General features: G+C 73.5%; 20 protein-coding genes. 17 read left to right on the forward strand and 3 right to left on the reverse strand.

Translation table 11 applies throughout. The features are described 5' to 3' along the window. Nucleotides 1–8 precede the first annotated feature (8 nt). The 6 genes from IEY93_RS22225 (at nt 9) to IEY93_RS22250 (ending at nt 4,779) form a co-directional block, all read left to right on the forward strand. A complete protein-coding gene (locus IEY93_RS22225; protein ID WP_189165035.1) occupies nt 9–1,061 on the forward strand; it encodes a M24 family metallopeptidase in 1,053 nt (350 codons plus the stop codon). 45 nt (nt 1,062–1,106) lie between these two features. Then, nucleotides 1,107–1,667: an elongation factor P gene (gene efp / locus IEY93_RS22230; protein WP_189165036.1), complete on the forward strand. Its 561-nt coding sequence runs from the start codon at nt 1,107–1,109 to the stop codon at nt 1,665–1,667. A 1-nt stretch (nt 1,668) separates the two neighbouring features. Continuing rightward, nucleotides 1,669–2,079, forward strand: coding sequence for a transcription antitermination factor NusB (nusB, locus tag IEY93_RS22235; protein WP_189165037.1), 411 nt, complete (start codon nt 1,669–1,671; stop codon nt 2,077–2,079). A gap of 73 nt (nt 2,080–2,152) precedes the next feature. Then, nucleotides 2,153–2,914, forward strand: coding sequence for a methyltransferase domain-containing protein (locus tag IEY93_RS22240; protein WP_189165038.1), 762 nt, complete (start codon nt 2,153–2,155; stop codon nt 2,912–2,914). A 74-nt stretch (nt 2,915–2,988) separates the two neighbouring features. Further along, nucleotides 2,989–4,242, forward strand: coding sequence for a DNA polymerase IV (locus IEY93_RS22245; RefSeq protein WP_189165039.1), 1,254 nt, complete (start codon nt 2,989–2,991; stop codon nt 4,240–4,242). 147 nt (nt 4,243–4,389) lie between these two features. Then, nucleotides 4,390–4,779: an SCO2097 family morphological protein gene (locus tag IEY93_RS22250; RefSeq protein ID WP_189165040.1), complete on the forward strand. Its 390-nt coding sequence runs from the start codon at nt 4,390–4,392 to the stop codon at nt 4,777–4,779. Between the two features lie 243 nt (nt 4,780–5,022). On the opposite strand, the gene IEY93_RS22255 is transcribed toward IEY93_RS22250, so the two are convergent. Genes IEY93_RS22255 through IEY93_RS22265 form a run of 3 tightly spaced genes read right to left on the reverse strand, consistent with a single transcriptional unit; the run spans nt 5,023 to nt 9,781 of the window. Beyond that, nucleotides 5,023–7,500 (reverse strand): transglutaminase TgpA family protein, encoded by a 2,478-nt coding sequence (locus IEY93_RS22255; RefSeq protein WP_189165041.1) that lies wholly within the window; start codon nt 7,498–7,500, stop codon nt 5,023–5,025. Beyond that, complete coding sequence (locus IEY93_RS22260; protein ID WP_229691361.1) at nt 7,497–8,777, reverse strand: DUF58 domain-containing protein; 1,281 nt, start codon at nt 8,775–8,777, stop codon at nt 7,497–7,499. The genes IEY93_RS22255 and IEY93_RS22260 overlap by 4 nt, the downstream gene beginning before the upstream one ends. Next, on the reverse strand, nt 8,777–9,781 hold the full coding sequence (locus IEY93_RS22265) for an AAA family ATPase (protein WP_189165043.1): 1,005 nt from the start codon (nt 9,779–9,781) through the stop codon (nt 8,777–8,779). The genes IEY93_RS22260 and IEY93_RS22265 overlap by 1 nt, the downstream gene beginning before the upstream one ends. Before the next feature lie 674 nt (nt 9,782–10,455). On the opposite strand from IEY93_RS22265, the gene mraZ reads away from it, so the two are divergent. The 11 genes from mraZ (at nt 10,456) to murC (ending at nt 24,459) form a co-directional block, all read left to right on the forward strand. Continuing rightward, the gene (mraZ, locus tag IEY93_RS22270; RefSeq protein ID WP_189165044.1) at nt 10,456–10,887 is read left to right on the forward strand and encodes a division/cell wall cluster transcriptional repressor MraZ; all 432 of its coding nucleotides are present in this window, start codon (nt 10,456–10,458) and stop codon (nt 10,885–10,887) included. A 293-nt stretch (nt 10,888–11,180) separates the two neighbouring features. Then, on the forward strand, nt 11,181–12,152 hold the full coding sequence (gene rsmH, locus IEY93_RS22275) for a 16S rRNA (cytosine(1402)-N(4))-methyltransferase RsmH (protein WP_189165045.1): 972 nt from the start codon (nt 11,181–11,183) through the stop codon (nt 12,150–12,152). Next, entirely contained in the window at nt 12,149–12,730 is a 582-nt protein-coding gene (ftsL, locus tag IEY93_RS22280) for a cell division protein FtsL (RefSeq protein ID WP_189165046.1), read from the forward strand. Before rsmH ends, ftsL begins: the two co-directional genes overlap by 4 nt. 743 nt (nt 12,731–13,473) lie before the next feature. After that, nucleotides 13,474–15,153: a peptidoglycan D,D-transpeptidase FtsI family protein gene (locus tag IEY93_RS22285; RefSeq protein WP_189165047.1), complete on the forward strand. Its 1,680-nt coding sequence runs from the start codon at nt 13,474–13,476 to the stop codon at nt 15,151–15,153. A 41-nt stretch (nt 15,154–15,194) separates the two neighbouring features. Then, on the forward strand, nt 15,195–16,712 hold the full coding sequence (locus IEY93_RS22290; protein WP_189165098.1) for a UDP-N-acetylmuramoyl-L-alanyl-D-glutamate--2,6-diaminopimelate ligase: 1,518 nt from the start codon (nt 15,195–15,197) through the stop codon (nt 16,710–16,712). A gap of 108 nt (nt 16,713–16,820) precedes the next feature. Continuing rightward, entirely contained in the window at nt 16,821–18,194 is a 1,374-nt protein-coding gene (locus IEY93_RS22295; RefSeq protein WP_189165048.1) for a UDP-N-acetylmuramoyl-tripeptide--D-alanyl-D-alanine ligase, read from the forward strand. Continuing rightward, entirely contained in the window at nt 18,191–19,249 is a 1,059-nt protein-coding gene (gene mraY, locus IEY93_RS22300; RefSeq protein ID WP_189165049.1) for a phospho-N-acetylmuramoyl-pentapeptide-transferase, read from the forward strand. The genes IEY93_RS22295 and mraY overlap by 4 nt, the downstream gene beginning before the upstream one ends. Beyond that, the gene (murD, locus tag IEY93_RS22305; RefSeq protein ID WP_203968784.1) at nt 19,246–20,631 is read left to right on the forward strand and encodes a UDP-N-acetylmuramoyl-L-alanine--D-glutamate ligase; all 1,386 of its coding nucleotides are present in this window, start codon (nt 19,246–19,248) and stop codon (nt 20,629–20,631) included. Before mraY ends, murD begins: the two co-directional genes overlap by 4 nt. Continuing rightward, nucleotides 20,628–21,965: a putative lipid II flippase FtsW gene (ftsW, locus tag IEY93_RS22310; protein WP_189165051.1), complete on the forward strand. Its 1,338-nt coding sequence runs from the start codon at nt 20,628–20,630 to the stop codon at nt 21,963–21,965. The genes murD and ftsW overlap by 4 nt, the downstream gene beginning before the upstream one ends. Beyond that, nucleotides 21,962–23,053, forward strand: a complete 1,092-nt coding sequence (murG, locus tag IEY93_RS22315) for an undecaprenyldiphospho-muramoylpentapeptide beta-N-acetylglucosaminyltransferase (RefSeq protein WP_189165052.1) — start codon at nt 21,962–21,964, stop codon at nt 23,051–23,053. The genes ftsW and murG overlap by 4 nt, the downstream gene beginning before the upstream one ends. Continuing rightward, a complete protein-coding gene (gene murC / locus IEY93_RS22320) occupies nt 23,050–24,459 on the forward strand; it encodes a UDP-N-acetylmuramate--L-alanine ligase (protein WP_189165053.1) in 1,410 nt (469 codons plus the stop codon). Before murG ends, murC begins: the two co-directional genes overlap by 4 nt.

Here is a 24,459-nt window from a genome sequence, read left to right on the forward strand (position 1 = left end):
TTCGGGATATGACCGATATCTACCAGCCGCGCCGCGCCCGGGTCGCCGCACTGCTGGGCGAGGAGGGTGTCGGCGAACTGCTCGTCACCCGCGGCGTCAACGTCCGGTACCTGACCGGCCTGGCCAGCTCCAACGCCGCCATGCTGGTGCGGGTGGACGGCTCGGCCGTGCTGGCCACCGACTCCCGCTATATCGAGACGGCCCGCCGCGACATCGGCGGCGTCGAGATCGTCGAGGCGCGGGACGTCGAGGCCACGCTGGTGGAACTCGCCGGGCGGCCGGCCGTCGAGGCGCGCGACATGTCCGTGGCCCGCTACCGCAGGCTCGGCGGCGGCGACCTGCCGGTGACCGAAGGACTGGTCGAGCGCGTGCGGGTCGTCAAGGACGACACCGAGATCGAGGCGCTGCGCACCGCCTGCGCTCTCACCGACCAGGCCTTCGCCGACGTCGTCGCGACGGTCGCGCCGGGCATGACCGAGCGGCGGCTGGCCCGCGCGCTCGAGGCCCGCATGGTGGAGCTGGGCGCCGACCGCCCGGCCTTCGAGACGATCGTGGCGAGCGGCCCCAACGGCGCCGTCCCGCACCACGTCCCCGGCGAGCGGCCCATCGAACGCGGCGACCTGGTCACCATGGACTTCGGCGCTCTGTACGGCGGCTACCACGCCGACATGACCAGGACCGTCGCCGTCGGCACGGCCGCCGGCTGGCAGCGCGAGCTGTACGACCTGGTGCGGGCCGCGCAGCGCGCCGGACGGCACGCGCTCGCCCCCGGAGCCGGCCTCGCCGAGGTGGACGCCGCGGCGCGTGAGGTGATCGCCGCCGCCGGCCACGCCGAGCATTTCGGGCACGGGCTCGGCCACGGCGTCGGCCTGGAGATCCACGAGGACCCGTTCCTGCGTGCTGCCGGGACCGGTAGACTTGACGATCGGGTTCCGATCACCGTTGAGCCCGGCGTCTATCTGCCAGGCAGGGGCGGCGTCCGGATCGAGGACACTCTCGTGACACGCGTCGGCGGCCCGGAGCTCCTCACCCGCACCACCAAGGAGTTGCTGGTCCTGTGAGGCAGGGGCGGCTAAGCGCGATCATGACGATGCAGGAGAGTACGAGTGGCGACGACCAACGACCTCAAGACCGGCCTGGTGCTCAAGCTCGACGGCGGCGAGCTCTGGAGCGTGGTGGAGTTTCAGCACGTCAAGCCGGGTAAGGGCGGCGCGTTCGTCCGCACCAAGCTGAAGAACGTGCTTTCCGGCAAGGTCGTGGACAAGACCTTCAACGCCGGCGTCAAGGTCGAGGTGGCCAACGTCGACAAGCGCGAGATGCAGTTCTCCTACCTCGACGGCGACGACTTCGTCTTCATGGACACCGAGACCTACGACATGCTGAACGTCGCCCGCGCGACCGTCGGCGACGCCGCCAACTACCTGCTGGAGAACGGCCTCGCCACGGTGGCCGTCAACGAGGGCAACGTCCTGTACGTCGAGCTCCCGGCGGCCGTCGAGCTGACCATCTCCCAGACCGAGCCGGGCCTGCAGGGCGACCGCTCCACCGGCGGCACCAAGCCCGCGACGCTCGAGACCGGCGCCGAGATCAAGGTGCCGCTGTTCATCACCACGGGTGAGAAGGTCAAGGTCGACACTCGCACCGGCGAGTACCTCGGCCGGGCCTGAGGTGTCGGCTCGCGGAAAGGCTCGCAGGCGCGCTCTCGACATCCTCTTCGAGGCGGAGCTGCGCGAGGAGCCTCCGGTCAGCGTGCTCGCCGAGCGAGTGGAGCGGGCGGAACCGCCCGTCAACGAGTACACCGCCACACTGGTGGAGGGCGTGAGCCGGCATCGGCCGCGCATCGACGAGCTCATCTCGACCTACGCCGAGGGGTGGACCCTCGACCGCATGCCCGCCGTCGACCGTAACCTGCTGCGGGCCGGCACGTACGAGCTGCTGTGGGTCACCGACGTCCCGGAGGCCGTGGTGATCAGCGAGTGGGTCCAGCTGGCCGCCGAGCTGTCCACCGACGAGTCGCCGCAGTTCGTCAACGGCCTGCTCGCCCGGTTCAAGCAGCTGAAGCCGTCACTGGCCCTCTGAGGCGACCGGCGCGCCGCCCGCCTGGCGTAGGCTTGAGGCCGATCGACACGCTTTCGCAGGAGGCGAGCTGAAGTTGCGCACCGAAGGCGCCGCGCGCCAGGCGGCCACCTCTCCGGCGGTGCGCACCGCCGTGGTGTGGGACGTTCTCCGGGCCACGCTGGCCGCTCGCGCGCGCGCCACCGGGCGTGAGCGGCTCGACATCGTCGACGCCGGCGGCGGCACCGGCGGGTTCGCGGTGCCGCTGGCCGAGCTCGGCCACGCGGTCACCGTCGTCGACCCCAGCCCCGACTCGCTGGCGGCCCTGGAACGCCGCGCCGCGGAGGCGGGGGTCGGCGTCAAGGGCATCCAGGGCGACGCCTCCGACCTGCGCGACCTGCTGGAGCCCCGCTGCGCCGACCTGGTCTTGTGCCACAGCGTCCTTGAGTACGTCGAGGACCCCGCGGGCGCCCTGTCGGCCGTCGCGGCGCTGCTCAGACCGGGCGGGGTGATCAGCGTGCTGGCGGCCAACCCGGTCGCCACGGCGATCCACCGCTCGCTGTCGGGCCACTTCGACGAGGCCAGGCAGGTCCTCACCGACCCCGCCGGCCGCTGGGGCGAGCAGGATCCCACGCCCCGCCGCTTCAGCGCCGAGGCACTCGCCGGGCTGCTGACGGCGGCCGGGTTCGTGCCCGGCGAGACCAGCGGCGTGCGGGTCTTCGCCGACCTGGTGCCCGGCCGGCTGCTGGACGGCGAGCCGAGGGCGGCCCGGGCCCTGATCGCGCTCGAGCAGGCCGCCGCCGCCCACCCGGTGCTGCGTGACATCGCCACCCAGCTCCATCTCCTCGGCCACCGGTGAGCGCTCCGGCCGGGACGTCCCGGCCCCCGTGCCGAGCCTGGCCGCTAGAACGCCTGTTCGGCTAGGATGTCATCGTGTCGCGCAAGCAGGTCCTGCGGTCCGATCCCGGGCAGGTCCCCGTCCCCGGCCAGGCGCCGGCCGACGACACCGGCTGCCCGATCCTGCACGTCGACATGGACGCCTTCTACGCCGGCGTCGAGCTGCTCGACCGCCCCGAGCTGAGGGGCACGCCGGTCATCGTCGGCGCGGCCGGCGCGCGGGGCGTCGTGCTGAGCGCCACCTATGAGGCCAGGAGGTTCGGGGTCCACTCGGCCATGCCGATGACCCGCGCCCGCCGCCTGTGTCCGCAGGCGGTCGTCATCCCGCCCAGCCACGGCAAGTACGCCGAGGTCTCCAAAGGCGTGATGGAGATCTTCCGCGCGATCACCCCCGAGGTCGAGCCGATCGCCTCCGACGAGGCGTTCCTCGACGTGCGCGGGGCCGTGCGCCGGCTCGGCTCCCCGGCGCGCATCGCCGCGCTGATCCGGGCCGAGGTCGCCGAGCGCCACGGCATCACCTGCTCGGTGGGCGTGGCGAGCACCAAGTTCGTCGCCAAGCTCGCCTCCCGGCACTGCAAGCCGGACGGCCTGCTGGTCGTCCCCGCCGACCGGGTGGTGGAGTTCCTCCATCCGCTGCCCGTCGCGGCCCTGTGGGGCGTCGGCGAGCGCACCGAGCAGGCCCTGGTGCGCCTCGGCATCAAGACGGTGGGCGACCTCGCCCATGTGCCCGCCTCGACGCTCCAGCGCGAGTTCGGGGCCGTCGGTGCCCATCTGGCCGAGCTCGCCTGGGGGCGCGACGAGCGCCGGGTCACCCCGCACGCCCCCGACAAGAGCATCGGCGCCGAAGAGACCTTCCCCTACGACGTGGACGACCCCGACGCCATCCGCCGCGAGTTGCTGAGGCTGTCGGAGCGGGTGGCCGCCCGGCTGCGCGCCGGGGGGCACATCGGCCGCACGGTGAGCGTCAAGCTCCGCCGGGCCGACTTCACGACGATCACTCGTGCCCGCACTCTGCGGGAGGCCACAGATGTGGCGAAAGAGATATATGCCACTGCCTGTGAGCTGTACCACGCCGCAGGGCTCGATCGGGTGCGGCTTCGCCTGGTCGGCGTGCGGGTCGAGAACCTCCGTCCCGCGGGCACGGCGACCCACCAGCTCGGCCTCGGCGAGCGGGAAACCGGCTGGCGGGAGGCCGAAATGGCGATGGACAGGGCCGCTCGCAGATTCGGGCCGGAAGCCGTCCGCCCGGCCTCGCTTGTTCGCCCCAGGTTTGATGGAATGGATCTATGACGTCACCTCCGGTTTGGTCTACGTTGGACGTTTTCTTTCGCCTACGTCTACAGCCTCGTATTCTGGGGATAACCGACCGCGAGGTCCGGACACCTTGTGGTGCCCGTTGCCGTCTTCCCCGACTAGGGGCCGTCCTTGGGAGGCGCCGTGCCGCTCTCTGAGCACGAGCAGCGCTTGCTCGACCAGATCGAGCAGGCCCTCTACGCCGAGGACCCGAAGTGGGCCAATACCGTTCGGATCAGTGATCCACGCAACCACTACAAGCGCCGCCTGGTCAAAGCCTCCATCGGCTTCGTCCTGGGCGTCGTGCTGTTGATGGTCGGCGTGGTGGCACCGATCATCCCACTCGGTGTCGGCGGCTTTGTGGTCATGCTCGCCGCGTGTCTGTGGGGCCTGTCCAGCTGGAAACGCATGAACGGGTTCGGTGGTGAGGCGAGGCCGGGCGCGACCGGCAAGCAGGATCGCCGGCGTGCCGCACGGCCCGGTTTCATGGAGCGCATGGAGGAGCGCTGGCGCCGCAGGGGCGAGGAACGCTGATTGTCCGGCGGGTCCCGCCGTGCCCCGCACGGCGCACCGCCCGCCTCCGGTGACGGCGAGACCTCATCTTCCCCGGCGGCGCGGCGTGCCCGCCTGACGGCCCACGGGCACCACCATGACGATCCATGATCGACCGCGACGCGTTGAAGGCCCGCAGATATCTGCGGGCCTTCAACGCTGTGACCGCTCACCTCCGCCCGTCCCGTCCTGCCCGGGCCGGTGCGGGCCCGGGCAGGGGAGCGGTCAGCGCCGGGAGCCGGTGAGCACCGGCCCGTCGGCCCGCCGCTCCGGGTCCACAGGCTCGGCGGAGCCCCGGCGGCGCGCGGGCCAGGGCCGCAGCGTCTCCAGCAGGTCGAAGGTGTCCAGGACCTTCTCACCCGCCCCGCGCAGCCTGCGCAGCGTGGAGGGCGGCAACAGGGTGGCGCGCAGCCGCCGCCCGCGCGGCGCCTGGCCGCGCAGTGTGTCCCGCACCCGCCGCAGGTCGCCGTCCAGCGCGCCGACCGCGCCCGGCGTCCGGGCGTACCGCATGCGCTCCTCGGCCGCCGCGATCGCGGTGATCGAGGCGGCGGCCTCGCCCTCCAGCCCGCACTGGGCCACGAGCCGCCGGGCCAGCGCGCGCGGAGTCTCGCTCGGCTCGTACCCGAGGCCCAGGTCGTACAGCGTGTCGGTCAGCTCCTGCCAGGAGGCGTGCACGGCCATGCCCAGCCGCGCCGCCGGCCGGGCGTCGGCCGCCGCCGTGTGAGCCCCGGCGGGCCCGGTGGCGCCGGCCCGCATCCAGGCCCGGCGGCGCCGGTGGCGCAGCGCCGCCCGCCACACCGCGGGGATCAGCCCGATGAGCAGCAGGACGCCCACGCCGGCGGCGATCGTCAGCGCCGGTGACGTGCCCGCGGCCGGCTCCTGCGTACCGGCGAGTCCCTCGGCGTCGGGATCACGCGGGTCGCGCCGGGTGGCGGCCGGGTCGCCGGTGGGGTCACTGGTGGCGGGGTCCTCGCTCGGCCCGGCGCTCGGGGTGTCCCCGGTCGGACCGGTGACCGGCGGCCGGCTGTAGTCCGGCACCCGGGCCGTGGCCTGGCCGAGGCCGCCCGCCGGAGTGGGCTCGAACCGCAGCCATCCGGCCCCCGGGAAGTACAGCTCGGGCCAGGCGTGCAGGTCATGGGTGCGCACCTGCCAGGCGCCGTCGGCGTAGCTGCCCCCGGTGTAGCCGATGCTCACCCGCGCGGGGATGCCGAGGACCCGGGCCATCACCGCCATGGCCGCGGCGAACTGCTCGCAGTAGCCGGTCCGGTTGCGCAGGAAGTCCGCCAGCGCCTGGTTGCCGTTGCCCTGGGTCTGCAGGCTGTAGAGGAAGTCGCCTCCGGTGAACCACGACTGCAGCCTGACCGCCGCCTCGTACGGCGAGCCGGCGTCCGCGGTCACGTCGCGGGCCATCCCCCTGATCATCGGCGGCAGGTCGGGAGGCAGGTCCAGGTAGCGGGCGTCGAACCTCGGGTCGGTGGCGCTGGGCAGCGCGCGCAGATCGTCGTAGGCCGGCTGCGGATCCTGCCCGGTGACGGTGTAGGACTGCCCGCCGGCGGTGTCCCGGGTGGAGAACACCATGAGCGTGCCGCGGTCGGCGCGCCAGTCGCCGTCGATCTCCACGGTCGTGGACGGGTAGGGCAGCGGCAGGAAGCTCAGCCCCTCCACGTCGTCGTTCACCCTGACCTCGGTGCGCACCTGCTTGACCGGGACCTGCTCGGTCAGGCCGGGCGGCGGCGGCATCGGCCCCAGGGACACGCGGTCCTCGGGACGGCCCTTGGGCTGTGACATCGTCCAGCGTTCGCCGTCGAAGGTGTCCAGCGAGTAGACCCGCAGGTAGCGCGGGACGCCGTCGTTGTTGGTGTAGGTCAGCACGGTGAAGTCGCGCGGCTGGATGAGCTGGCCGCGCAGGTTGGCGATCGGGTCGGGGATGGTGATCGTGTTGCCGCCCCTGCCGTTGCCCGAGCCCACTCCGAAGCCGAACAGCGGGCTCGGCTCCAGCGTGGGCAGCAGCGCGGGCAGCACCACGGCGAGCGCGATGGCGGCGACGCCGATGCGCTTGCCGTTCAGCGAGATCTGGCCGGTGTCCATCTGCGTGCGCGCCCCGGCGGCGCGCGACTGGCGCACCAGCACGGCCCGCCCCCACCGGCCGAGTCGCTCGCGCCCGTCCGCGGCGAGCAGGCCCAGGTAGCCGAGCGCGCCGATGATGAACACCGGCCAGCCGATGGGGTCGGCCAGCACCGCGGCGGGCACGGTGAACAGGGCCAGCAGAGGCAGCCCCGCCAGCGCCGCCCGGCGCAGCCGTACGGCCAGCAGGTCGACCAGGACGGCGATCAGGCCGATGCCGCCCACGGTGAGCAGCGAGATCGGCGAGTTGGCCGGCACCGGGGCGGCGTAGCGCTGGATGTCGGTGAAGCCCTGGTCGAGCAGGTCCAGCAGGCTGGCGACCGAGTCCCTGGTGGGGACGAGCCAGGCCCAGTTGTCCGGCCGGGTGAACACCACGCCGAGGTAGACCAGCAGGGCGAGCAGCTCGGCCGGCGGGCCGGCCCAGCGCGGCACGCCGTCGCGGGTGGTGAGCACCGAGACGGTGACGACCACGGTGACCGCTCCCATGCCGGCCCAGAACCACAGGCCGCCATGGAACAGCGGGTAGAGGGTGATCGAGGTCGCGGCCGTGGCGAGGCCGGCCGCGATCGGTAGTCTCATGCCGCGTCTCCTGCCGTGATCGTCTCCGGCGGGCCGGTGAACCGGGAGCTCTGCCCGGCGTCCTGCCACACCTCGGCCGGCGAGGTGCCGGCGGGTAGCCGTACGACGCGCCAGCCGGCTCCGGCCAGCACGGTGCGCGCCCGTTCGAACGTCTCGTCCACCTGGGAATGGTGGGCCGGGGACTGCTGCCAGGTGCGCGTCTCCAGCATCACCGCGACGCCGGTGACCCCGCCGCCGCGCAGCCGGGCCAGCGCCTGGGCCTCTTCCAGGTCCAGCTCGCCGAGGACGGCGACGACCAGGCCGTCTCCGCCGCCCTGGCGCAGCGCGGCGACGCCGGACTCCAGCGAGCGGGCCGTGCTCTGCCGGACGACGGCGAGCGCGTCGAGCAGGGCGTGCCCGGCGCCGGTGTCGGGCAGGTGCTGGGCGCCCTGGTCGGTGACCAGGCGCAGCCCGAGGCCGTCGCGGGCGAGCTGCATCCCGATCGAGGCCGCGGCCGAGACCGCCACCTCGAACGACGAACGGGGACCCTCCCCGCGGTGCGCGTGCCTGCGCGTGTCCAGCAGCAGCGCCCCGCGGCTCTGCCACTGCTGCTCCTCACGGCGCACCATCAGCTCGCCGTACCGGGCGGTGGACCGCCAGTGGACGCGGCGCAGGTCGTCGCCCTGGCGGTACTCGCGCGGGCCGACGTCGTCGTCGCCCGCCGCCGCGACGCTGGTGCTGCGGCTGTCCCCGCCACCGGTCAGCTCGCCCGACAGGCGCACGTGGGGGAGCGGCACGACCTGGGGGAGGACCATCAGCGTGTCGCCGGCGGTGAAGTCGCGGGTGAGCTCCACCAGGCCGAAGGGGTCGGCGATGCGCACCGACAGCGGCCCGATGGGGAACCTGCCGCGCAGGTCGGAGCGCACCTTGTAGTCGATCTCCCGGATGCCCCGGGACTCCACCCGGTCCAGGACGAACCGGGGACGGGTGCCCACGGCGTAGGGGACGGTGTCCTCGACCAGCAGCAGCCCGGTCGGCAGGCGGGTGACGTTCTCCAGCCGGATGGTGACCGTGCTGTCGGCGCCGACCTCGACCCGCGCGGGGTCCAGCCGCCGCGCGCAGCTCAGGCGGTAGCGGGTGCGCGCGACGACCAGGGCGGCGAGCAACGGCAGCGTGATGATCAGTACGGCGACCCGCAGCAGGTCGTGCTCGCCGAGGAGGATCGCGCACAGCAGCGCCGCCAAGCCCGAGGCCAGGAACGAGCGGCCACGTGAGGTGAGCGCCCGAAGGCCGGCCATCACCGGTCCGGTCCCGCCCCGTCGACCCCCCTCTCCCGGCTCTCCGGCACGGGGACACGGCGGACCAGTTCGGCCAGGACGTGCTCGGGGCGGCGGCGCCGGCCCTGGGCCTCCAGGCTCGGGAGCAGGCGGTGCGCCAGCACCGGGACGGCGAGGTCCTGCAGGTCGTCGGGGATGACGTAGTCGCGGCCGGACATGGCCGCGTGCGCGCGGGCGGCGCGCACCAGGTGGAGGGTGGCGCGCGGGGACGCGCCGAGCCGCAGGTCGGGGGACTCGCGGGTGGCGGCCACCAGGTCGACCGCGTACTTCTTCACCGCCTGGGAGACGTACACGGCCCGCACGGCGTCGATCAGGGCCTTGACCTCGGCGGTCGTGGCGACCGGCTCCAGCTTGTCCAGCGGCGAGGCGGCGCCGTGCACGTCGAGCATCTCCAGCTCGGCGGCCGGCCCGGGATAGCCCATGGCGATGCGGGCGGTGAAGCGGTCGCGCTGGGCCTCGGGGAGGGGATAGGTGCCCTCCATCTCGATCGGGTTCTGGGTCGCGATGACCATGAAAGGCGTCTCGAGCGGATAGGTGACGCCGTCGACGGTGACCTGGTGTTCCTCCATGCACTCCAGCAGCGCCGACTGGGTCTTGGGGGAGGCACGGTTGATCTCGTCGCCGACGACGATGCTGGCGAAGATGGGCCCGGGTTTGAACTCGAACTCGCGCGACTGCTGGTTGAAGGCGCTGACGCCCGTGATGTCGCTGGGAAGCAGATCGGGGGTGAACTGGACACGGCGCACGGGGCAGTCGATGGACCTGGCCAGCGCCTTGGCGAGCATCGTCTTGCCGACGCCCGGCACGTCCTCGATGAGCAGGTGCCCCTCGGCGAGCAGCACCGTGAGGGTGAGCCGGACGACGTCGTCCTTACCCTCGATGACCGATTCGATCGCCTCACGGATCCGGTGCGCCGTGGCGACCAGACCTTCAAGCTCCTGTCCGACATCGTGGGTTATTCCCACCGGGCCTCCATGAGGGTGTGGCAGCCCCGCGCCGGGGATGTCATGCGGGGGACTTTGCTTTCCTTTTTCATTGTGCGTACCGACACTACGGTGCTCGCGGTTCCGGGGCGACTTTCCCTCGAATTGGGGATGAACGTCCCTAGTGTTCCGCTCTGAGGTCGCGTTCCGATCCCGTCATCGTCCGCGATCCGTGACACGAACGCCCCGCCGTTCCCTGCTCCCCGGCATTCCCGGCGTCACCCCGGGCCCCACGGGTACCGCCCCGGTGCGGGCGGGCGCGGCCTCTCGTGTCCCGGCCGGGCGGCCTTCCTCCAGAGGGCTTCACCCGCCCATGGATGACGCACGGAAAGGGCCGCCCGCGTTTTCCCGCTCCACTTTCCTCCACCGCGGGCCGCGCCTTTCCCGCCGCGATCCTGCGCCCGTACGGCGGGGCTCCGTGGAAGGCGCCCGGGGGGCCCGCGTGCGGGGCTTGCGACACGCCCGTGGGCGTGGTGGGCGGCTCACGGCGCTCCACTTCGCTCCACCGGCGCTGACCTGCGTGAACGCGCGCTCCGCGATCGCCTGAAACGCGTGTTGTCGGTTGACGGTGGGGAGAAGTGGAGTATGGTGGTGCGCAGTGGAGGGGCTGGGGTAATAGAGACCAGTCTTTCCACTCGGCACGGGAGGTGGGGCCGATGTTCCTCGGCACTCACAGCCCGCGCCTGGACGAGAAAGGACGACTGTTCCTGCCGGCGAAGTACCGTGAGGAGCTGGCGGAGGGTCTTGTGATCACCAAGGGCCAGGAGCGGTGCCTCTACGTCTTCCCCGTGGAGGAGTTCCAGCGCATCACCGAGGCGCTGCGCACCGCACCCGTGACTGCCAAGGCCGTCCGCGATTACAGTCGTGTCTTCTTCGCCAGCGCTTCTGACGAGACGCCCGACAAGCAGGGGCGGATCACCATTCCCCCGGGCCTGCGCGAGTACGCCGGGCTCCGCCGCGACTGTGTGGTCATCGGGGCCAACACCCGGTTGGAGATCTGGGACGCCAAGGCCTGGGACACCTATCTGGCCGACCAAGAGCAGGCGTTCTCCGAGCTGTCGGAGGAGGTGCTGCCAGGGGTTCTTTGATCAACAGGTCGACTCGTCGGTGAAACGTCGTTCGGCGAGGTCTCCACCCGCTCCCATGGCCCGGGACCGATCCCGGCCGCCGCGGCGCCACCGCCAGCTGATGCACCTTCCCCGGTGTCAGGTGGCGGGGCGTGACGAGGGGACGCGGATGGGGACCTGGCCGGGCGAGCCGTTGACGGGTGGGGGAAACCCGCCGGCGACACGACCGGGAAAGGCCGCGAATTCCGCGAGCAAGGGCGATGTCCGGGGGCTTCGAAGGACACGACCGAGGCGGCGAACAAGGGGGTTTGACCATGCATGTCGACGATCACGCCGAGCCGGGCGGGCACGTGCCGGTGATGCTGCGGCGTGTCCTCGAGCTGTTGGCTCCCGCGCTCTCCGGTCCGCACCCCGTGCTGGTCGACGCCAATCTCGGCCTGGGCGGTCACGCCGAGGCGTTGCTCGCCGCGCACCCCGATCTCCACCTGATCGGCATCGACCGCGATCCCACCGCCATAGAGCGGTCCACCGCGCGCCTCGCGCCCTACGCCGGCCGCACCACCCTCGTGCGGGCGGTCTCCGACGAGCTCCCCGATGTGCTGGCGCGCGCCGGCCACCCCCGTGTCGACGGCGTGCTGTTCGACCTCGGGGTGTCCTCCCCGCAGCTCGACGAGGCCGAGCGCGGGTTCGCCTACTCCTACGACGCTCCGCTCGACATGCGCATGGATCCCGAGCAGGAGCTCACCGCCGACGTCGTGGTCAACACCTACTCCGAGGGGGAGTTGGCCCGCGTTCTTCGCGACTACGGCGAAGAGCGCTTCGCCGCCCGCGTCGCGCGCCTGATCGTCCGGGAGCGGGCGTCGAGGCCCATCACCTCGACGAAGCGGCTGGCCGAGATCGTCCGTGACGCGATCCCGGCCGCCACCCGCCGTACCGGGGGAAATCCCGCAAAGAGAACGTTCCAGGGGTTACGCATCGAGGTGAACGGGGAGTTGACCGCTCTCGAACGGGCGCTCCCCGAAGCACTTGACGCACTGAAGGTCGGAGGGCGTGTGGTCGTGCTCTCTTACCACTCACTGGAGGACCGGCTGACCAAGCAGGTCCTGACGGCGCGAACCAGGGACACCAGCCCTCCGGGGCTGCCCGTCCCGCTGCCGGCGCACCAGCCGCGGTTCCGTCTGGTGACGAGGGGAGCCGAGCTCCCCGACGAGGAGGAGGTCGCGCGCAACCCGCGCGCTGCCTCGGCCAGGTTGCGGGCGGCAGAGAGGATCCGGGAGCCGGAATGACCATCGACAACGAGACATCGCGCGAGGACGGCGCCACCACCGGGATCGCCGTCGAGGAACGGCCCGCGCGCCCGCCGCGCGGCGCCCGGACGGCGGACGCGCCGCCCCGGCCCAGAAGGGCGCCGCGGCCGGCCCCGCCGAGGAGGCCCGAGGCCCCGCCGAGGAGGCCCGAGGCCCCGCAGGAGGTGCGGCGGGAGGAGACCGCGCGGCCCAGCGGGGCCGCGCCGGCGCGGCGCCTGGCGCCGCGCACGCCGTTCGTGCTGCTCGTCGTGGGCCTGATGTGCGGCGGACTGGTGAGCCTGCTGCTGCTCAACACGGTCCTGGCCAAGGACTCCTTCCGGGCCAACGAGCTGCAGAAGAGCACCCAGCGCCTGCGCCAGCAGGAGCAGGACAAGCGCAACGAGGTGCTGCTGAAGTCGCAGCCGGAGCAGCTCTCCCGGCGGGCCGGCGAGCTCGGTGAGAAGCCGGACGATGGGGCGCCGCAGTTCCTCGTGCCCGGAGACGCCCGGGCGAGCCAGAGCCGGGTCCCCGCGGGCACGACCGCCGACCGGGCGCAGACGGAGGTCCCGAGCCGGTGAGGGACGGCGGTGGCCGCCCCGGCGGGCCCGGGCGGAGCGGCCCGGGCGGCGGCTCCGGCGGACGCGGCGGCCCCGGCGGCGGTTCGGGGGGACGCGGTTCCGGTGGTCGCCCCGGCGGCCCGGGCAAGCGCGGTCCAGGAGGCCGGCAGGGCCGTCCCGACGGGCAGGGGCGCCCCGACGGTCAGGGGCCTCCCGGCGCGTCCGGCCCGAGGGGCGCGGGCGGTTCCGGCCGTCCCGAGGGCACCGGAGGCGCGGGGCGTCCTCCTCGGCCCGACGGCCGCCCCGGTAACTCCGAGGGCCGCACGGGTGGCCCCGCTCGTCCAGAGGGGGCCGGTGGCCGTACGGGCGGCACGGGCCAGGGCCGTGCGGACGGCGCCGCGGGGCGGCGTGCGGGTGGTTCCGGCCGTGCCGACGGCGCCTCCGGTCGTCCCTCGCGGTCCGAGGGGCGGCCGGAGGGCCGTTCCGGCCGTCCGCCCAGGCCCGCGCCCGGCGACGGCGGGGCACGCGGCGGCCCCGGCCGGCCGGGACGCGCGCGGCGGCAGGACCCCGGCCGTGAGCCCGGCCCGGGTCCGCGCCGCCTGCTCGGCACCGGTCAGGGGCCGCGGCGCGTACGCCGACGCTCCGGTCCGGATGCCGCCGGCGACCCCGAGCGTCCGCGCCCCGGCCTGCGCATCACCTGGACGCCCCGCCCGGCCGCGCCGCTGCGCCTGGGCAACCCCGCGCGCCGCATCAACATCGGCCTGATGGGCATGGCCGTGGTGATGTCGCTGTTCGCCGGCCGGCTCGTCCAGCTCCAGGGCCTGGACTCCAAGGTGTTCGAGGCCAAGGCCGCGACGCTGCGCGTCCACGAGGAGACCCTGACCGCGCGCCGCGGGCCGATCACCGACATCAACGGCAACGAGCTCGCCCTCACCGTCGAGGCGCGCGAGATCTCCGCCGACCCCACGAAGGTGAAGCCGGCCGACCGCGACCGCGTGGCGGGCTCCCTGGCCGCGGTGCTCGGCGCCGACAAGGCCAAGATCGCCGCCAAGCTCGCGCAGACCGGGACGCGGTACACCCTGCTGGCGAGCAACGTGCCCACCGCCACCACCGCCAAGGTCCTGGCCCTGAAGATCGGCGGCGTGGTGGCCACGCCGCACTACGAGCGCTGGTACCCCGGTGGCAGCCTGGCCGGCGGGGTCATCGGCTACGTGGGCGACGAGGGCCACGGGCTGACCGGCTTCGAGCAGGCCTACGACAAGCTGCTCGCCGGGCAGGACGGCCGGCAGACCGTCGAGACCAGCGGCACCGGGCAGCGCATCCCGATGACCCGCACCACCAAGCAGGAGCCGGTCGCCGGGCGGGGCCTGCGGCTGACCCTCGACCGCGACATCCAGTGGGCCGCCGAGCGGGCCATCACCCGGCAGGTCGCGGCCACCGGCGCCCGGAGCGGCAGCGTCATCGTCATGGACGTGCGCACCGGACAGCTGGTCGCCATGGCCAACGCCCCCGAGGTCGATCTGAACGCCTGGCAGCGCACCCCCGATGTGGGCAACCGCGCGGTGTCGGAGGTCTTCGAGCCGGGCAGCACCAACAAGGTCATCACGGCCGCGGCGGCCCTGGAGGCCGGCGTGGTGCGGCCCGAGACGGTGTTCCAGGTCGCCGACAAGTACCGCTGCGCCGACCGGGTGCTCGGCGACGCCCACCCGCACCCGCCCGAGAACCTGACCTTCACCGGCATCATCGCCGAGTCCAGCAACGTCGGCACCATCATGGCCGCCGACAGGGTGGGCGACCAGCCGCTGTACACCATGCTCAAGGCCTTCGGCTTCGGCGCCAAGACCGGCGCCGGCCTGTACGGCGAGGAGGCCGGGCTGCTGCCCAGGCGCGAGACCTGGTCGGGCAGCCAGCGGTGCACCATCGCCTTCGGCCAGGGCGTCTCGGTGACGGCACTGCAGATGGCCAGCGTCTACCAGACCATCGCCAACGGCGGGGTGCGCCTCACCCCGCAGATCGTCGCCGGCACGGTCGACCAGCACGGCAGGTTCGTCCCGGCCAAGGCGCCCAAGCAGACCCGCGTCGTCGGCACGCGCACCGCCAAGGACATCACCCGCATGCTGGAGGCCGCGGTGAGCGCCGAGGGCACCGGGTCCCTGGCCGCCATCAAGGGTTACCGCGTGGCGGGTAAAACCGGTACCGCCCAGCGATACGACGAAAGTTGCCGAGGGTATTGCGGATATACCGCTACGTTTGTGGGGTTCACTCCCGCCGACGCGCCCCGGCTGGTGGCGCTGGCCGTGCTCCAGGCACCGGAGAACGGCCACTTCGGCGGGGAGATCGCCGCGCCCGTGTTCAAGGAAGTCATGACCTTCGCGTTGAAGAGCCGTAAGATCCCGCCGACCGGCACGACCGCTCCTCCGGTGCGCACCGGCACCGGAGGGTGACGGGGGAAGGTACGCTCTCGCCCGTGCGTCCCCCGTCCTCGATGCGTCCGAACGCCTGCCCGGTCCGCCCGCTGTCCGGCCTGGCCGCCATGCTCGGCGCGCCGTCCGCCGGCCCGCGCGCGCCGCTGGCCGCCGTGACCGGCATCACCATCGACTCGCGCCAGGTGCGGCAGGGCGACCTGTACGTCGCCCTGCCCGGCACCGCGGCCCACGGCGCCGAGTTCGCCGCGGCCGCCGTCGCGGGCGGCGCCGTGGCGATCCTGACCGACCCGGCGGGCCGTGCGACGGCGGTCGCGACCGGGGTGCCGGTGCTGGTGGTGCCCGACCCGCGCGCGGTGCTCGGCCGGGTGGCCGCCTGGGTGTACGGCCGGCCGGCCGCCGGTCTGCTGCTGCTCGGCGTCACCGGCACCAGCGGCAAGTCGACCACCACGTTCCTGCTGGAGGCCGGGCTGCGGGCCGCGGGCCACACCACCGGGCTGATCGGCGGGGTCCAGATCCGCGCCGGGGCCAGGACCTTCCCGCCCGGGCTGACCACCCCCGAGGCCAGCGACCTGCAGGGGCTGCTGGCCCTCATGCGCGAGGACGGCGTCACCGCCGCCGCCATGGAGGTCTCCAGCCACGCCCTGGCCCTCGGCCGGGTCGACGGCGTGTCGTTCGACGTGGCGCTGTTCACCAACCTCTCCCAGGACCACCTCGACTTCCACAGCGACCTTCAGGACTACTTCCTGACCAAGGCCCGGCTGTTCACGCCCGAGATGTGCCGCCTCGGGGTCGTCAACATCGACGACGAGCACGGCAGGGAGCTGCTGGGCATCGCCAAGGTGCCGATGACGACGTTCTCGGCCGCGGGCGCCGCCGAGGCCGACTGGCGCGCCTGCGACGTGCGCCTCGGCTCCGACGGCAGCGCCTTCCGCGTGGTCGGCCCCGGCGGGGTCGAGGCCGACGTCTCGGTGGCCCTGCCCGGCCCGTTCAACGTCGCCAACACCCTCGGCGCGCTCGTCGCCCTGGTCGAGGCCGGCGTGCCCCTGCAGAGCGCCGTGCACGGCGTCGGGACGGTCACCGGCGTCCCCGGCCGCATGGAGCGCGTGCCCGGGGCGCGGGGCTTCCAGGCCATCGTCGACTACTCTCACAAGCCCGGCGCCGTGGAGTCGGTGCTGCGGGCGCTGCGCGAGGTCACCTCGGGCAGCCTCACCATCGTCCTCGGATGCGGCGGCGACCGCGACCGCGGCAAGCGCCCCATGATGGGCGAGGCCGCGGCGCGGCTGGCCGACGTCGCCGTCCTCACCAGCGACAACCCGCGCTCTGAGGACCCTCTCGGCATCCTCGCCGCCATGGTCGAGGGGGCTTTGCGGGTCCCGCAGGGCGAGCGGGCCCACGTCGTGGTCGAGCCCGACCGCGCCGCCGCCATCGACCTGGCCATCGGCCGGGCCGGGCCCGGAGACGTCGTGGTCGTCGCCGGCAAGGGCCACGAACAGGGTCAGTACGTCGGCGGTGAGGTGCTGCCGTTCGACGACAGGCAGGTGGTGGCCGAGGCCATCCGCAGACGGGACCACCTGTGACCGATGTGCTTGTGCGAGGCTGATCCGCCGGCCGGGCCGGGCGCCGCGTGCGAGGCGCCGGCTCCCCCCGACACGCACGGACACTTGTATGGAGAGTAGGGAAGACGAATGATCCCGTTGCCGCTGGGGAGGATCGCCGAGATCACCTCGGGCGCCCTCGCGGGCATGGCCGACCCCCGCGCCGTGGTCCGCGGGCCCGTCGTGATCGACTCACGCGCCGCCGAGCCCGGGTCGCTGTTCGTGGCGATCAAGGGAGCGTGCGCCGACGGGCACGACTTCGCGGCCCGCGCGCACGAGTCCGGCGCCGTGGCGGTGCTGGCGAGCAGGCCGGTGGAAGCCCCCTGCGTGATCGTGCCCGACGTCGTGGCGGCGCTCGCCGACCTGGCGACCGCGTCGGTGGCCGGGCTGCCGGGCACCACCGTGCTCGGCATCACCGGATCGGCCGGCAAGACCACCACCAAGGACCTGCTGGCCGGGCTCACCGCCCGCGTCGGCCCCACCATCGCCCCGCCCGGCAGCCTGAACAACGAGATCGGCCACCCGCTCACCGTGCTGCGGGCCGACGCCGGCACCCGTTTCCTGGTGCTGGAGCTGAGCGCACGCGAGGAGGGGCACATCGCCTATCTGACGCGCATCGCCCCGCCCAAGATCGGCGTGGTGCTCAACGTCGGCACCGCGCACCTGGGCGTGTTCGGCGGGCGTGAGCAGATCGCCAAGGCCAAGGGCGAGCTGGTCGAGGCGCTGCCCGCCGACGGGGTCGCCGTGCTCAACGCCGACGACCCGTACGTGCGCTCGATGTCCGGCCGCACGCAGGCCCGGGTGAGCTGGTACGGCCGTTCCGCCGAGGCGGGGGTTCGGGCCGAGGACGAGACGCTGGACGAGCGCGGGCGTGCCCGCTTCACCCTGCGCACCCCCTCGGGCGCCGCGCCGGTGCGGCTGCGCCTGTACGGCGCGCACGCCGTCGCCAACGCCCTGGCCGCCGCGGCGGCCGCCTACGAGCTGGGCCTGCCGGTGGCCACCATCGCCGAAGAGCTGTCGGCGGCCGAGCCGCGCAGCCGCTGGCGCATGGAGGTCACCGACCGTCCCGACGGCGTGACCGTCGTCAACGACGCCTACAACGCCAACCCCGACTCCATGCGCGCGGCGCTGCGGACGCTCGGCGTGCTCGGGAAGGACCGCCGCAAGTACGCCGTGATCGCCTCCCTGCGCGAGCTCGGGGACGAGAGCGACGAGCTGAACGAGGAGGTCGGCCGGGTGGCCGCCGAGGTGGGCCTTTCCGGGCTGTGGGTGGTCGGGGAGAACCCCTGGCCGGTGCTGGCCGGCGCCAAGGGCGCGCCGGCCGTCCATGTGCCCGACGCCGCCGCGGCGGCGGCCGAGCTGTCGGCCCGGCTGGCCCCCGGCGACGTGGTGCTGGTGAAGGGGCCGCGCGCCGCCGGCCTGGAGCGCGTGGCCGAGACCCTGCTCGGCGGTGACGCCCGATGAGGGACATTCTCGTCGCCGCCGCGGTGGCGCTGGTGCTGTCGATGCTCGGCACCCCCCTGGCGATCAGGCTCTTCGGCCGCAAGGGCTACGGGCAGAACATCCGCGAGGAGGGCCCGTCCGGCCACCACGAGAAGCGCGGCACCCCCACCATGGGCGGCACGGTGATCGTGATCGCCGCGCTCATCGGGTTCGCCTGCTCGCACCTGGCCACGCTGACCCCGCCCACCGCCTCGGCCATGCTCGTGCTGTTCCTGATGACCGGGCTCGGCACCGTCGGCTTCCTCGACGACTTCATCAAGATCTACAAGCAGCGCAGCCTCGGCCTGCGCAGCGGTGCCAAGGCCCTCGGCCAGCTCATCGTCGGCGCGATCTTCGCGGTGCTGGTGGTCCAGTTCAAGAACTCCTACTCGATCACGCCCGCCGAGACCCGGCTGTCGTTCCTGCGCGACTTCGGGCCCTCCATCGGCATCGTGGCCTTCACGATCTGGGTCCTCATCCTCATCGTGGGCTTCTCCAACGCGGTCAACCTCACCGACGGCCTCGACGGCCTGGCCAGCGGCGCCACCGGCGCCGTGCTGACCGCGTACGTGCTGATCGGCAACTGGCAGCTGCGCAACAGCTGCCTCAACCAGCTCGGCCCCAACTGCTACTGGGTGCGCGACCCGCTCGACCTCGCCGTGGTGGCGGCGGCCGTCCTCGGCGCGCTCGTCGGCTTCCTGTGGTGGAACGCCCCGCCGGCCAAGATCTTCATGGGCGACACCGGCTCACTGGCGCTCGGCGGCGTGCTGGCCGGCCTGGCGATCACCACCCGCACGCAGTTCCTGCTGTTCATCCTGGCCGGCCTGTGCGTCATCATCACCGCCTCGGTGATCATCCAGGTCGGGTTCTTCAAGATGACCCGCAGGCGCGTGTTCCGCATGGCGCCGCTGCAGCACCACTTCGAGCTCAAGGGCTGGGCCGAGACGACGATCGTGGTCCGCTTCTGGCTGATCGCCTGCCTGTGCGCCGCGGCCGGCCTCGGCCTGTTCTACGTCGAGTGGATGCCCAAGGCATGAGCACCGTCGTCGCGGGTCTCGGCGTGTCGGGAGTGGCGGCGGCGCGCAGCCTGCTGCGCGCCGGGGAGCGGGTCGTGGTCGTGGAGACCCACGACGGCGAGCGCCAGCGTGCGGCGGCCGCCGAGCTGGAGGCGCTCGGGGCCGAGGTCCGCTTCGGCGGCGCTCTGCCCGCCGACGCCGGCCTGGTGGTCACCTCGCCCGGCTGGCGGCCCGGACAGCCCCTGCTGGCCGAGGCCGCCGCCCGCGGCGTCGAGGTGATCGGCGAGGTCGAGCTCGCCTGGCGGCGGCGCCCGCCCGGCGCGGCGCCCTGGCTGGCGGTCACCGGCACCAACGGCAAGACCACGGCGGTGCGCATGCTCACCGCCATGCTCAGGGCGGCCGGGCTGGACGCCGCCGCCGTGGGCAACGTCGGCACCCCCATCACCGAGGCCGTGGAGCGGTCCCACGACGTGCTGGCGGTGGAGCTGTCCAGCTTCCAGCTCCACTGGTCGGCCACCCTGGCGCCACGCGCCGCGGCCGTCCTCAACGTCGCCGGCGACCACCTCGACTGGCACGGCTCCATGGAGGAGTACGCCCGGGCCAAGGGCCGCGTCTACGAACGGGCCGAGGTCGTGGTGTACAACGCCGACGACGCCTGGTCCACCCGGCTGGCCGCCCCGTACGCCCGCGCGGACGGCGGGCCGCGGGTGGTCTCGTTCACGCTGCGGGTGCCCGCACCCGGCCAGATCGGCGTGGTGGAGGACATCCTCGTCGACCGCGCCTTCACCGCCGACCCGGTCAGGTCCGCCGAGGAGCTCGCCACGCTGGAGGACGTGCGGCCGTTCGCCCCGCACAACGTCGCCAACGCGCTGGCCGCCGCGGCGCTGGCACGCGCCCACGGCGTGAGCCCCGACGCCGTGCGGCGGGGGCTTCGCGACCACGTCCCCGACCCGCACCGCATCGCCCACGTCGCCCGGGTGGCCGAGGTCGACTACGTGGACGACTCCAAGGCCACCAACCCGCACGCGGCGGCGGCCTCTCTGGCGGCCTACCGGTCGGTCGTGTGGGTCGCCGGGGGCCTGCTCAAGGGCGCCGAGGTGGACGAGCTGGTCCGCGCGGCGTCCGGGCGGCTGCGCGCGGCGGTGCTCCTGGGCGCCGACCGGGCGCGGATCCGCGAGGCTCTGGCGCGACACGCGGCGAATGTTCCGGTCGTGGAGGTCGAGGGGCAAGACACTGGGGTCATGGACCGTGTCGTCAACGAAGCCGCCCGGCTGGCCTCCCCGGGGGACACCGTGCTGCTCGCCCCCGCGGGCGCATCGATGGACATCTTCACCGACTACGGCGCCCGTGGGGAGGCGTTCGCGCGAGCCGTCCACCGCCTGGCCACCTCGGGCGTGCGATGACCGGCACCGCGACCACCGCCGCCGAGACGGTCGCGGCCCCCGGGGAGGCCGAGGGGCGCGGGTGGTGGCGCGTGCGCCTCGCCGCCCTCGGCCGGCTGCTGGACCGCCCGCTGACCTCGTACTATCTGCTGCTCGGCTGCAGCGCGCTACTGCTCTCGCTCGGCCTGATGATGGTGCTGTCGGCCTCCAGCATCAAGGCACTGCAGGACACCGGCAACCCGTTCTACTGGTTCCTGCGGCAGTCGACGTCGGTGGCCATCGGCCTGCCGGTGATGTGGATCTGCTCGCGGCTGCCGCCACGCTTCTTCCGGCTGGCCGGTTACCCGCTGATGGCCGTGTCGATCATTCTACTGATCATGACGGTGTTCCTCGGCCGCACCGAGCTCGGCGCGCAGCGCTGGCTGGACTTCGGCGGCTTCAGCATCCAGGCGTCCGAGCCGGCCAAGCTCGGCCTGATGCTGTGGGGCGCCGACCTGCTGGCCCGCCGCGCCAGGGGCGGGCTGATCGAGTGGCGGCAGCTTTTGCTGCCGCTGATGCCCGGCACCGCCATCATCGCGATCCTGGTCATGCTCGGCCGCGACCTCGGCACCACGGTCGTGCTCATGCTCATCTTCCTCGCGCTGCTGTGGGTCGTGGGCGCGCCGCTGCGGCTGTTCGGCGGCATCCTCGCCCTGCTGTCGATGGCCACGGTCATCATGATCAGCGTCGAAGGCTACCGCTCGGCCCGCATCGAGGGCTGGCTGGACGTGTGGGGCACCGTCTCGGGGCCGGGTTACCAGGCCGCCATGGGCCAGATCGCGATGGGCACCGGCGGGTGGTTCGGCCTGGGCCTGGGCAGCAGCCGGCAGAAATGGGGCCGGGTGCCGCACGCCGAGAGCGACTTCATCTTCTCCATCCTGGGCGAGGAGCTCGGCCTGATGGGCACCCTGGTGGTGGTCGCCCTGTTCGCCCTGCTCGGGTACGCCGGGCTGCGCGTCGCCTCCCGGGTGAAGGACCCGTTCATCCGGCTGGCGGCCTCGGCCGCCGTGGCCTGGATCACCGGCCAGGCCATCGTCAACATCGGCGCGGTGATCGGCGCGCTGCCCATCACGGGCATTCCGCTGCCGCTGGTGTCGTACGGTGGTTCGGCGCTGTTGCCCACGCTGGCGGCGCTCGGCATGCTGCTGTCGTTCGCCAAGCGCGAGCCCGGCGCGGCCGAGGCCCTGGCGGCTCGTGGCCCCGGCCCGGCGGCGAGGGCTCTAAGCTGGCTTGGCCTGGGCCGCCCGGCGGGGATCCGCCGTCCGGCGCGGCGCAGACCGACAACGAGGCACGCGGACGTGAAAGGACCGACATGAGGGTGGTCCTCGCAGGCGGCGGTACGGCCGGCCACATCGAACCCGCTCTGGCGCTCGCAGACGCGCTGCGCAGGCTGGACCCGGGCATCGGGATCACCTGCCTGGGCACCGAGCGCGGGCTGGAGAGCAGGCTGGTGCCCGCGCGAGGGTATGAGCTGGCGCTGGTGCCGGCGGTCCCGCTGCCGCGCGCCATCACGCCGCAGTTGCTGACGGTGCCCGGCAGGCTGGCGGGGGCGATCAACGCCGCCGCGGGCATCATGGACCGCGTCCAGGCCGACGTGCTGGTCGGCTTCGGCGGCTACGTCGCCACCCCGGCCTACCTGGGCGCCCGCCGGCGCGGGGTGCCCATCGTGGTGCACGAGGCCAACCCGCGGCCCGGCCTGGCCAACCGCCTGGGCGCACGGCTCACCGAGCACGTGTTCACCGGCCATCCCGACGCGTCGCTGCCGCACGCCGAGTACGTCGGCATCCCGCTGCGCAACGAGATCGTCGCCCTGGACCGGCTGTCCACCGGTGACAAGGCCCGGTCCTACTTCGGCCTGGAGAACGACCGGCCGACCCTGCTGGTGTTCGGCGGCTCGCAGGGGGCGCGGGCGCTGAACGAGGCGGCGCTGGCCAGCGCTCCTGTGCTGCGCCAGGCGGGCGTCCAGGTGCTCCACGTCATCGGCCCGAAGAACACCGTCATCGAGGAGCCCCCGCCCGGCGACCCGCAGTACGTCGTGCTGCCCTACGTCGACCGCATGGACCTCGCCTACGCCGCCGCCGACTTCGTGCTGTGCCGCAGCGGCGCCCTCACCTGCGCCGAGCTGACCGCCGTCGGCCTTCCCGCCGCCTACGTTCCGCTGCCGCACGGCAACGGCGAGCAGAGGCTCAACGCCGCGCCCATCGTCGCGGCCGGGGGAGGCATGATGGTCGACAACGCCGACCTGACCGCCGACTGGATCATCCAGCACGTGCTGCCCGTCCTGCGCGACCCCGAGCGGGTGGTGCGCATGTCCGAGGCCGCCTCCCGCATGGGCCGCAAGGACGCCGACACGGTGCTGGCGCACAAGGTCATGCAGATCGTCTCCGCGGGAGGCCGCCGATGAGCCTGGTCAAGCTGATCGAGCCGGTCGCCGCGGAAGACCTCGGACGGGTGCACTTCATCGGCATCGGCGGCGCCGGCATGTCCGGCATCGCGCGCATCCTGCTCAAGCGCGGTGTGGCGGTCTCCGGCAGCGACGCCCGCAGCTCCCAGATGGTGACCGAGCTTCGCGAGCTGGGCGCCGCGGTGCACATCGGCCACGCCGCCTCGCACATCAAGAACGTCGACACCGTCGTGGTGTCCACCGCCATCCGCGACTCCAATCCGGAGCTCGGCGAGGCGCTGCGCCAGGGGCTGCGCGTCATCCCCCGGGCGGCCGCGCTGGCCGCGGTCATGGTCGGGCGCACGGGCATCGCCGTCGCCGGCACCCACGGCAAGACCACCACGACCTCGATGCTCACCGTCGCGCTGCAGAAGTGCGGGCGCGACCCGTCCTACTGCGTGGGCGGCCAGCTCGTCACCACCGGCCTCGGGGCCGACGAGGGCGCCGGAGAGGTCTTCGTGGCCGAGGCCGACGAGAGCGACGGCTCGTTCCTCATGCTCGCCCCCGGCGTGGCCGTGGTCACCAACGTCGAGGCCGACCACCTGGACAACTACGGCGACCCGCAGGCGGTGTACGACAGCTTCGCCCGGTTCGTCGAGCGGATCGGGACGCTGCTGGTGGTGTGCGCCGACGACCCGGGGGCCGCGGCGCTGGTGCCGATCGCCCGGGCCAGGGGCCTGCGCGTGCGCACCTACGGCGAGTCGCAGGAGGCCGACCTGCGCGTCTCCGGCATCGTCCCCGACGGGTTCGGCGTCGCCTTCACAGTGGAGGGGCGCGGCGAGGTCCGCCTGGTCGTGCCCGGCCGGCACAACGCGCTGAACGCCACGGCGGCCCTGGCGGTCGCCGAGGAGCTCGGCGTCCCGTTCGCCGAGTTCCGGGACGGGCTGGCCGCCTTCACCGGCGCCAAGCGCCGCTTCGAGGCCAAGGGCGAGGCCGCCGGGGTGGCCGTCTACGACAGCTACGCCCACCACCCGACCGAGCTGGCCGCCGACCTGCGCGCCGCCCGCGACGTGGTCGCGTCGTTCTCCGGTCCCTCGGGCCGGGTGATCGCGGTGTTCCAGCCCCATCTGTACTCCCGCACCCGCTTCTTCGCCGACGAGTTCGGCGCCGCGCTCGGCCTGGCCGACGAGGCGGTCGTGCTCGACGTGTACGGCGCCCGTGAGGATCCCGAGCCCGGCGTGTCCGGCGCGCTGGTGGCCGGCAAGGTGCCGCTGCCGGCCGGGCGGGTCGTCTACGCGCCCGACCGCGCGGCGGTCGCGGGCCTGGTGGCCGAGCGGGCCCGGCCCGGCGACATCGTGCTCACCATGGGAGCCGGCGACGTGACCGAGCTCGGCCCGCGCATCGTCGCCGAGCTGGCCGCCCATTGA

This window comes from Sphaerisporangium melleum, assembly GCF_014646695.1.
Taxonomy (GTDB): Bacteria; Actinomycetota; Actinomycetes; order Streptosporangiales; family Streptosporangiaceae; genus Sphaerisporangium; species Sphaerisporangium melleum.

Excerpts from the sequence above, each read along its gene's own strand:
- ftsL (WP_189165046.1), top strand. The coding sequence starts at position 12,149 with ATGACCATCGACAACGAGACATCGCGCGAGGACGGCGCCACCACCGGG.
- IEY93_RS22255 (WP_189165041.1), bottom strand. The coding sequence starts at position 7,500 with ATGAGACTACCGATCGCGGCCGGCCTCGCCACGGCCGCGACCTCGATC.
- mraY (WP_189165049.1), top strand. The coding sequence starts at position 18,191 with ATGAGGGACATTCTCGTCGCCGCCGCGGTGGCGCTGGTGCTGTCGATG.
- IEY93_RS22260 (WP_229691361.1), bottom strand. The coding sequence starts at position 8,777 with ATGGCCGGCCTTCGGGCGCTCACCTCACGTGGCCGCTCGTTCCTGGCC.
- murC (WP_189165053.1), top strand. The coding sequence starts at position 23,050 with ATGAGCCTGGTCAAGCTGATCGAGCCGGTCGCCGCGGAAGACCTCGGA.
- murG (WP_189165052.1), top strand. The coding sequence starts at position 21,962 with ATGAGGGTGGTCCTCGCAGGCGGCGGTACGGCCGGCCACATCGAACCC.
- ftsW (WP_189165051.1), top strand. The coding sequence starts at position 20,628 with ATGACCGGCACCGCGACCACCGCCGCCGAGACGGTCGCGGCCCCCGGG.
- mraZ (WP_189165044.1), top strand. The coding sequence starts at position 10,456 with ATGTTCCTCGGCACTCACAGCCCGCGCCTGGACGAGAAAGGACGACTG.
- IEY93_RS22285 (WP_189165047.1), top strand. The coding sequence starts at position 13,474 with ATGGGCATGGCCGTGGTGATGTCGCTGTTCGCCGGCCGGCTCGTCCAG.
- murD (WP_203968784.1), top strand. The coding sequence starts at position 19,246 with ATGAGCACCGTCGTCGCGGGTCTCGGCGTGTCGGGAGTGGCGGCGGCG.
- rsmH (WP_189165045.1), top strand. The coding sequence starts at position 11,181 with ATGCATGTCGACGATCACGCCGAGCCGGGCGGGCACGTGCCGGTGATG.
- IEY93_RS22225 (WP_189165035.1), top strand. The coding sequence starts at position 9 with ATGACCGATATCTACCAGCCGCGCCGCGCCCGGGTCGCCGCACTGCTG.
- IEY93_RS22295 (WP_189165048.1), top strand. The coding sequence starts at position 16,821 with ATGATCCCGTTGCCGCTGGGGAGGATCGCCGAGATCACCTCGGGCGCC.
- IEY93_RS22290 (WP_189165098.1), top strand. The coding sequence starts at position 15,195 with ATGCGTCCGAACGCCTGCCCGGTCCGCCCGCTGTCCGGCCTGGCCGCC.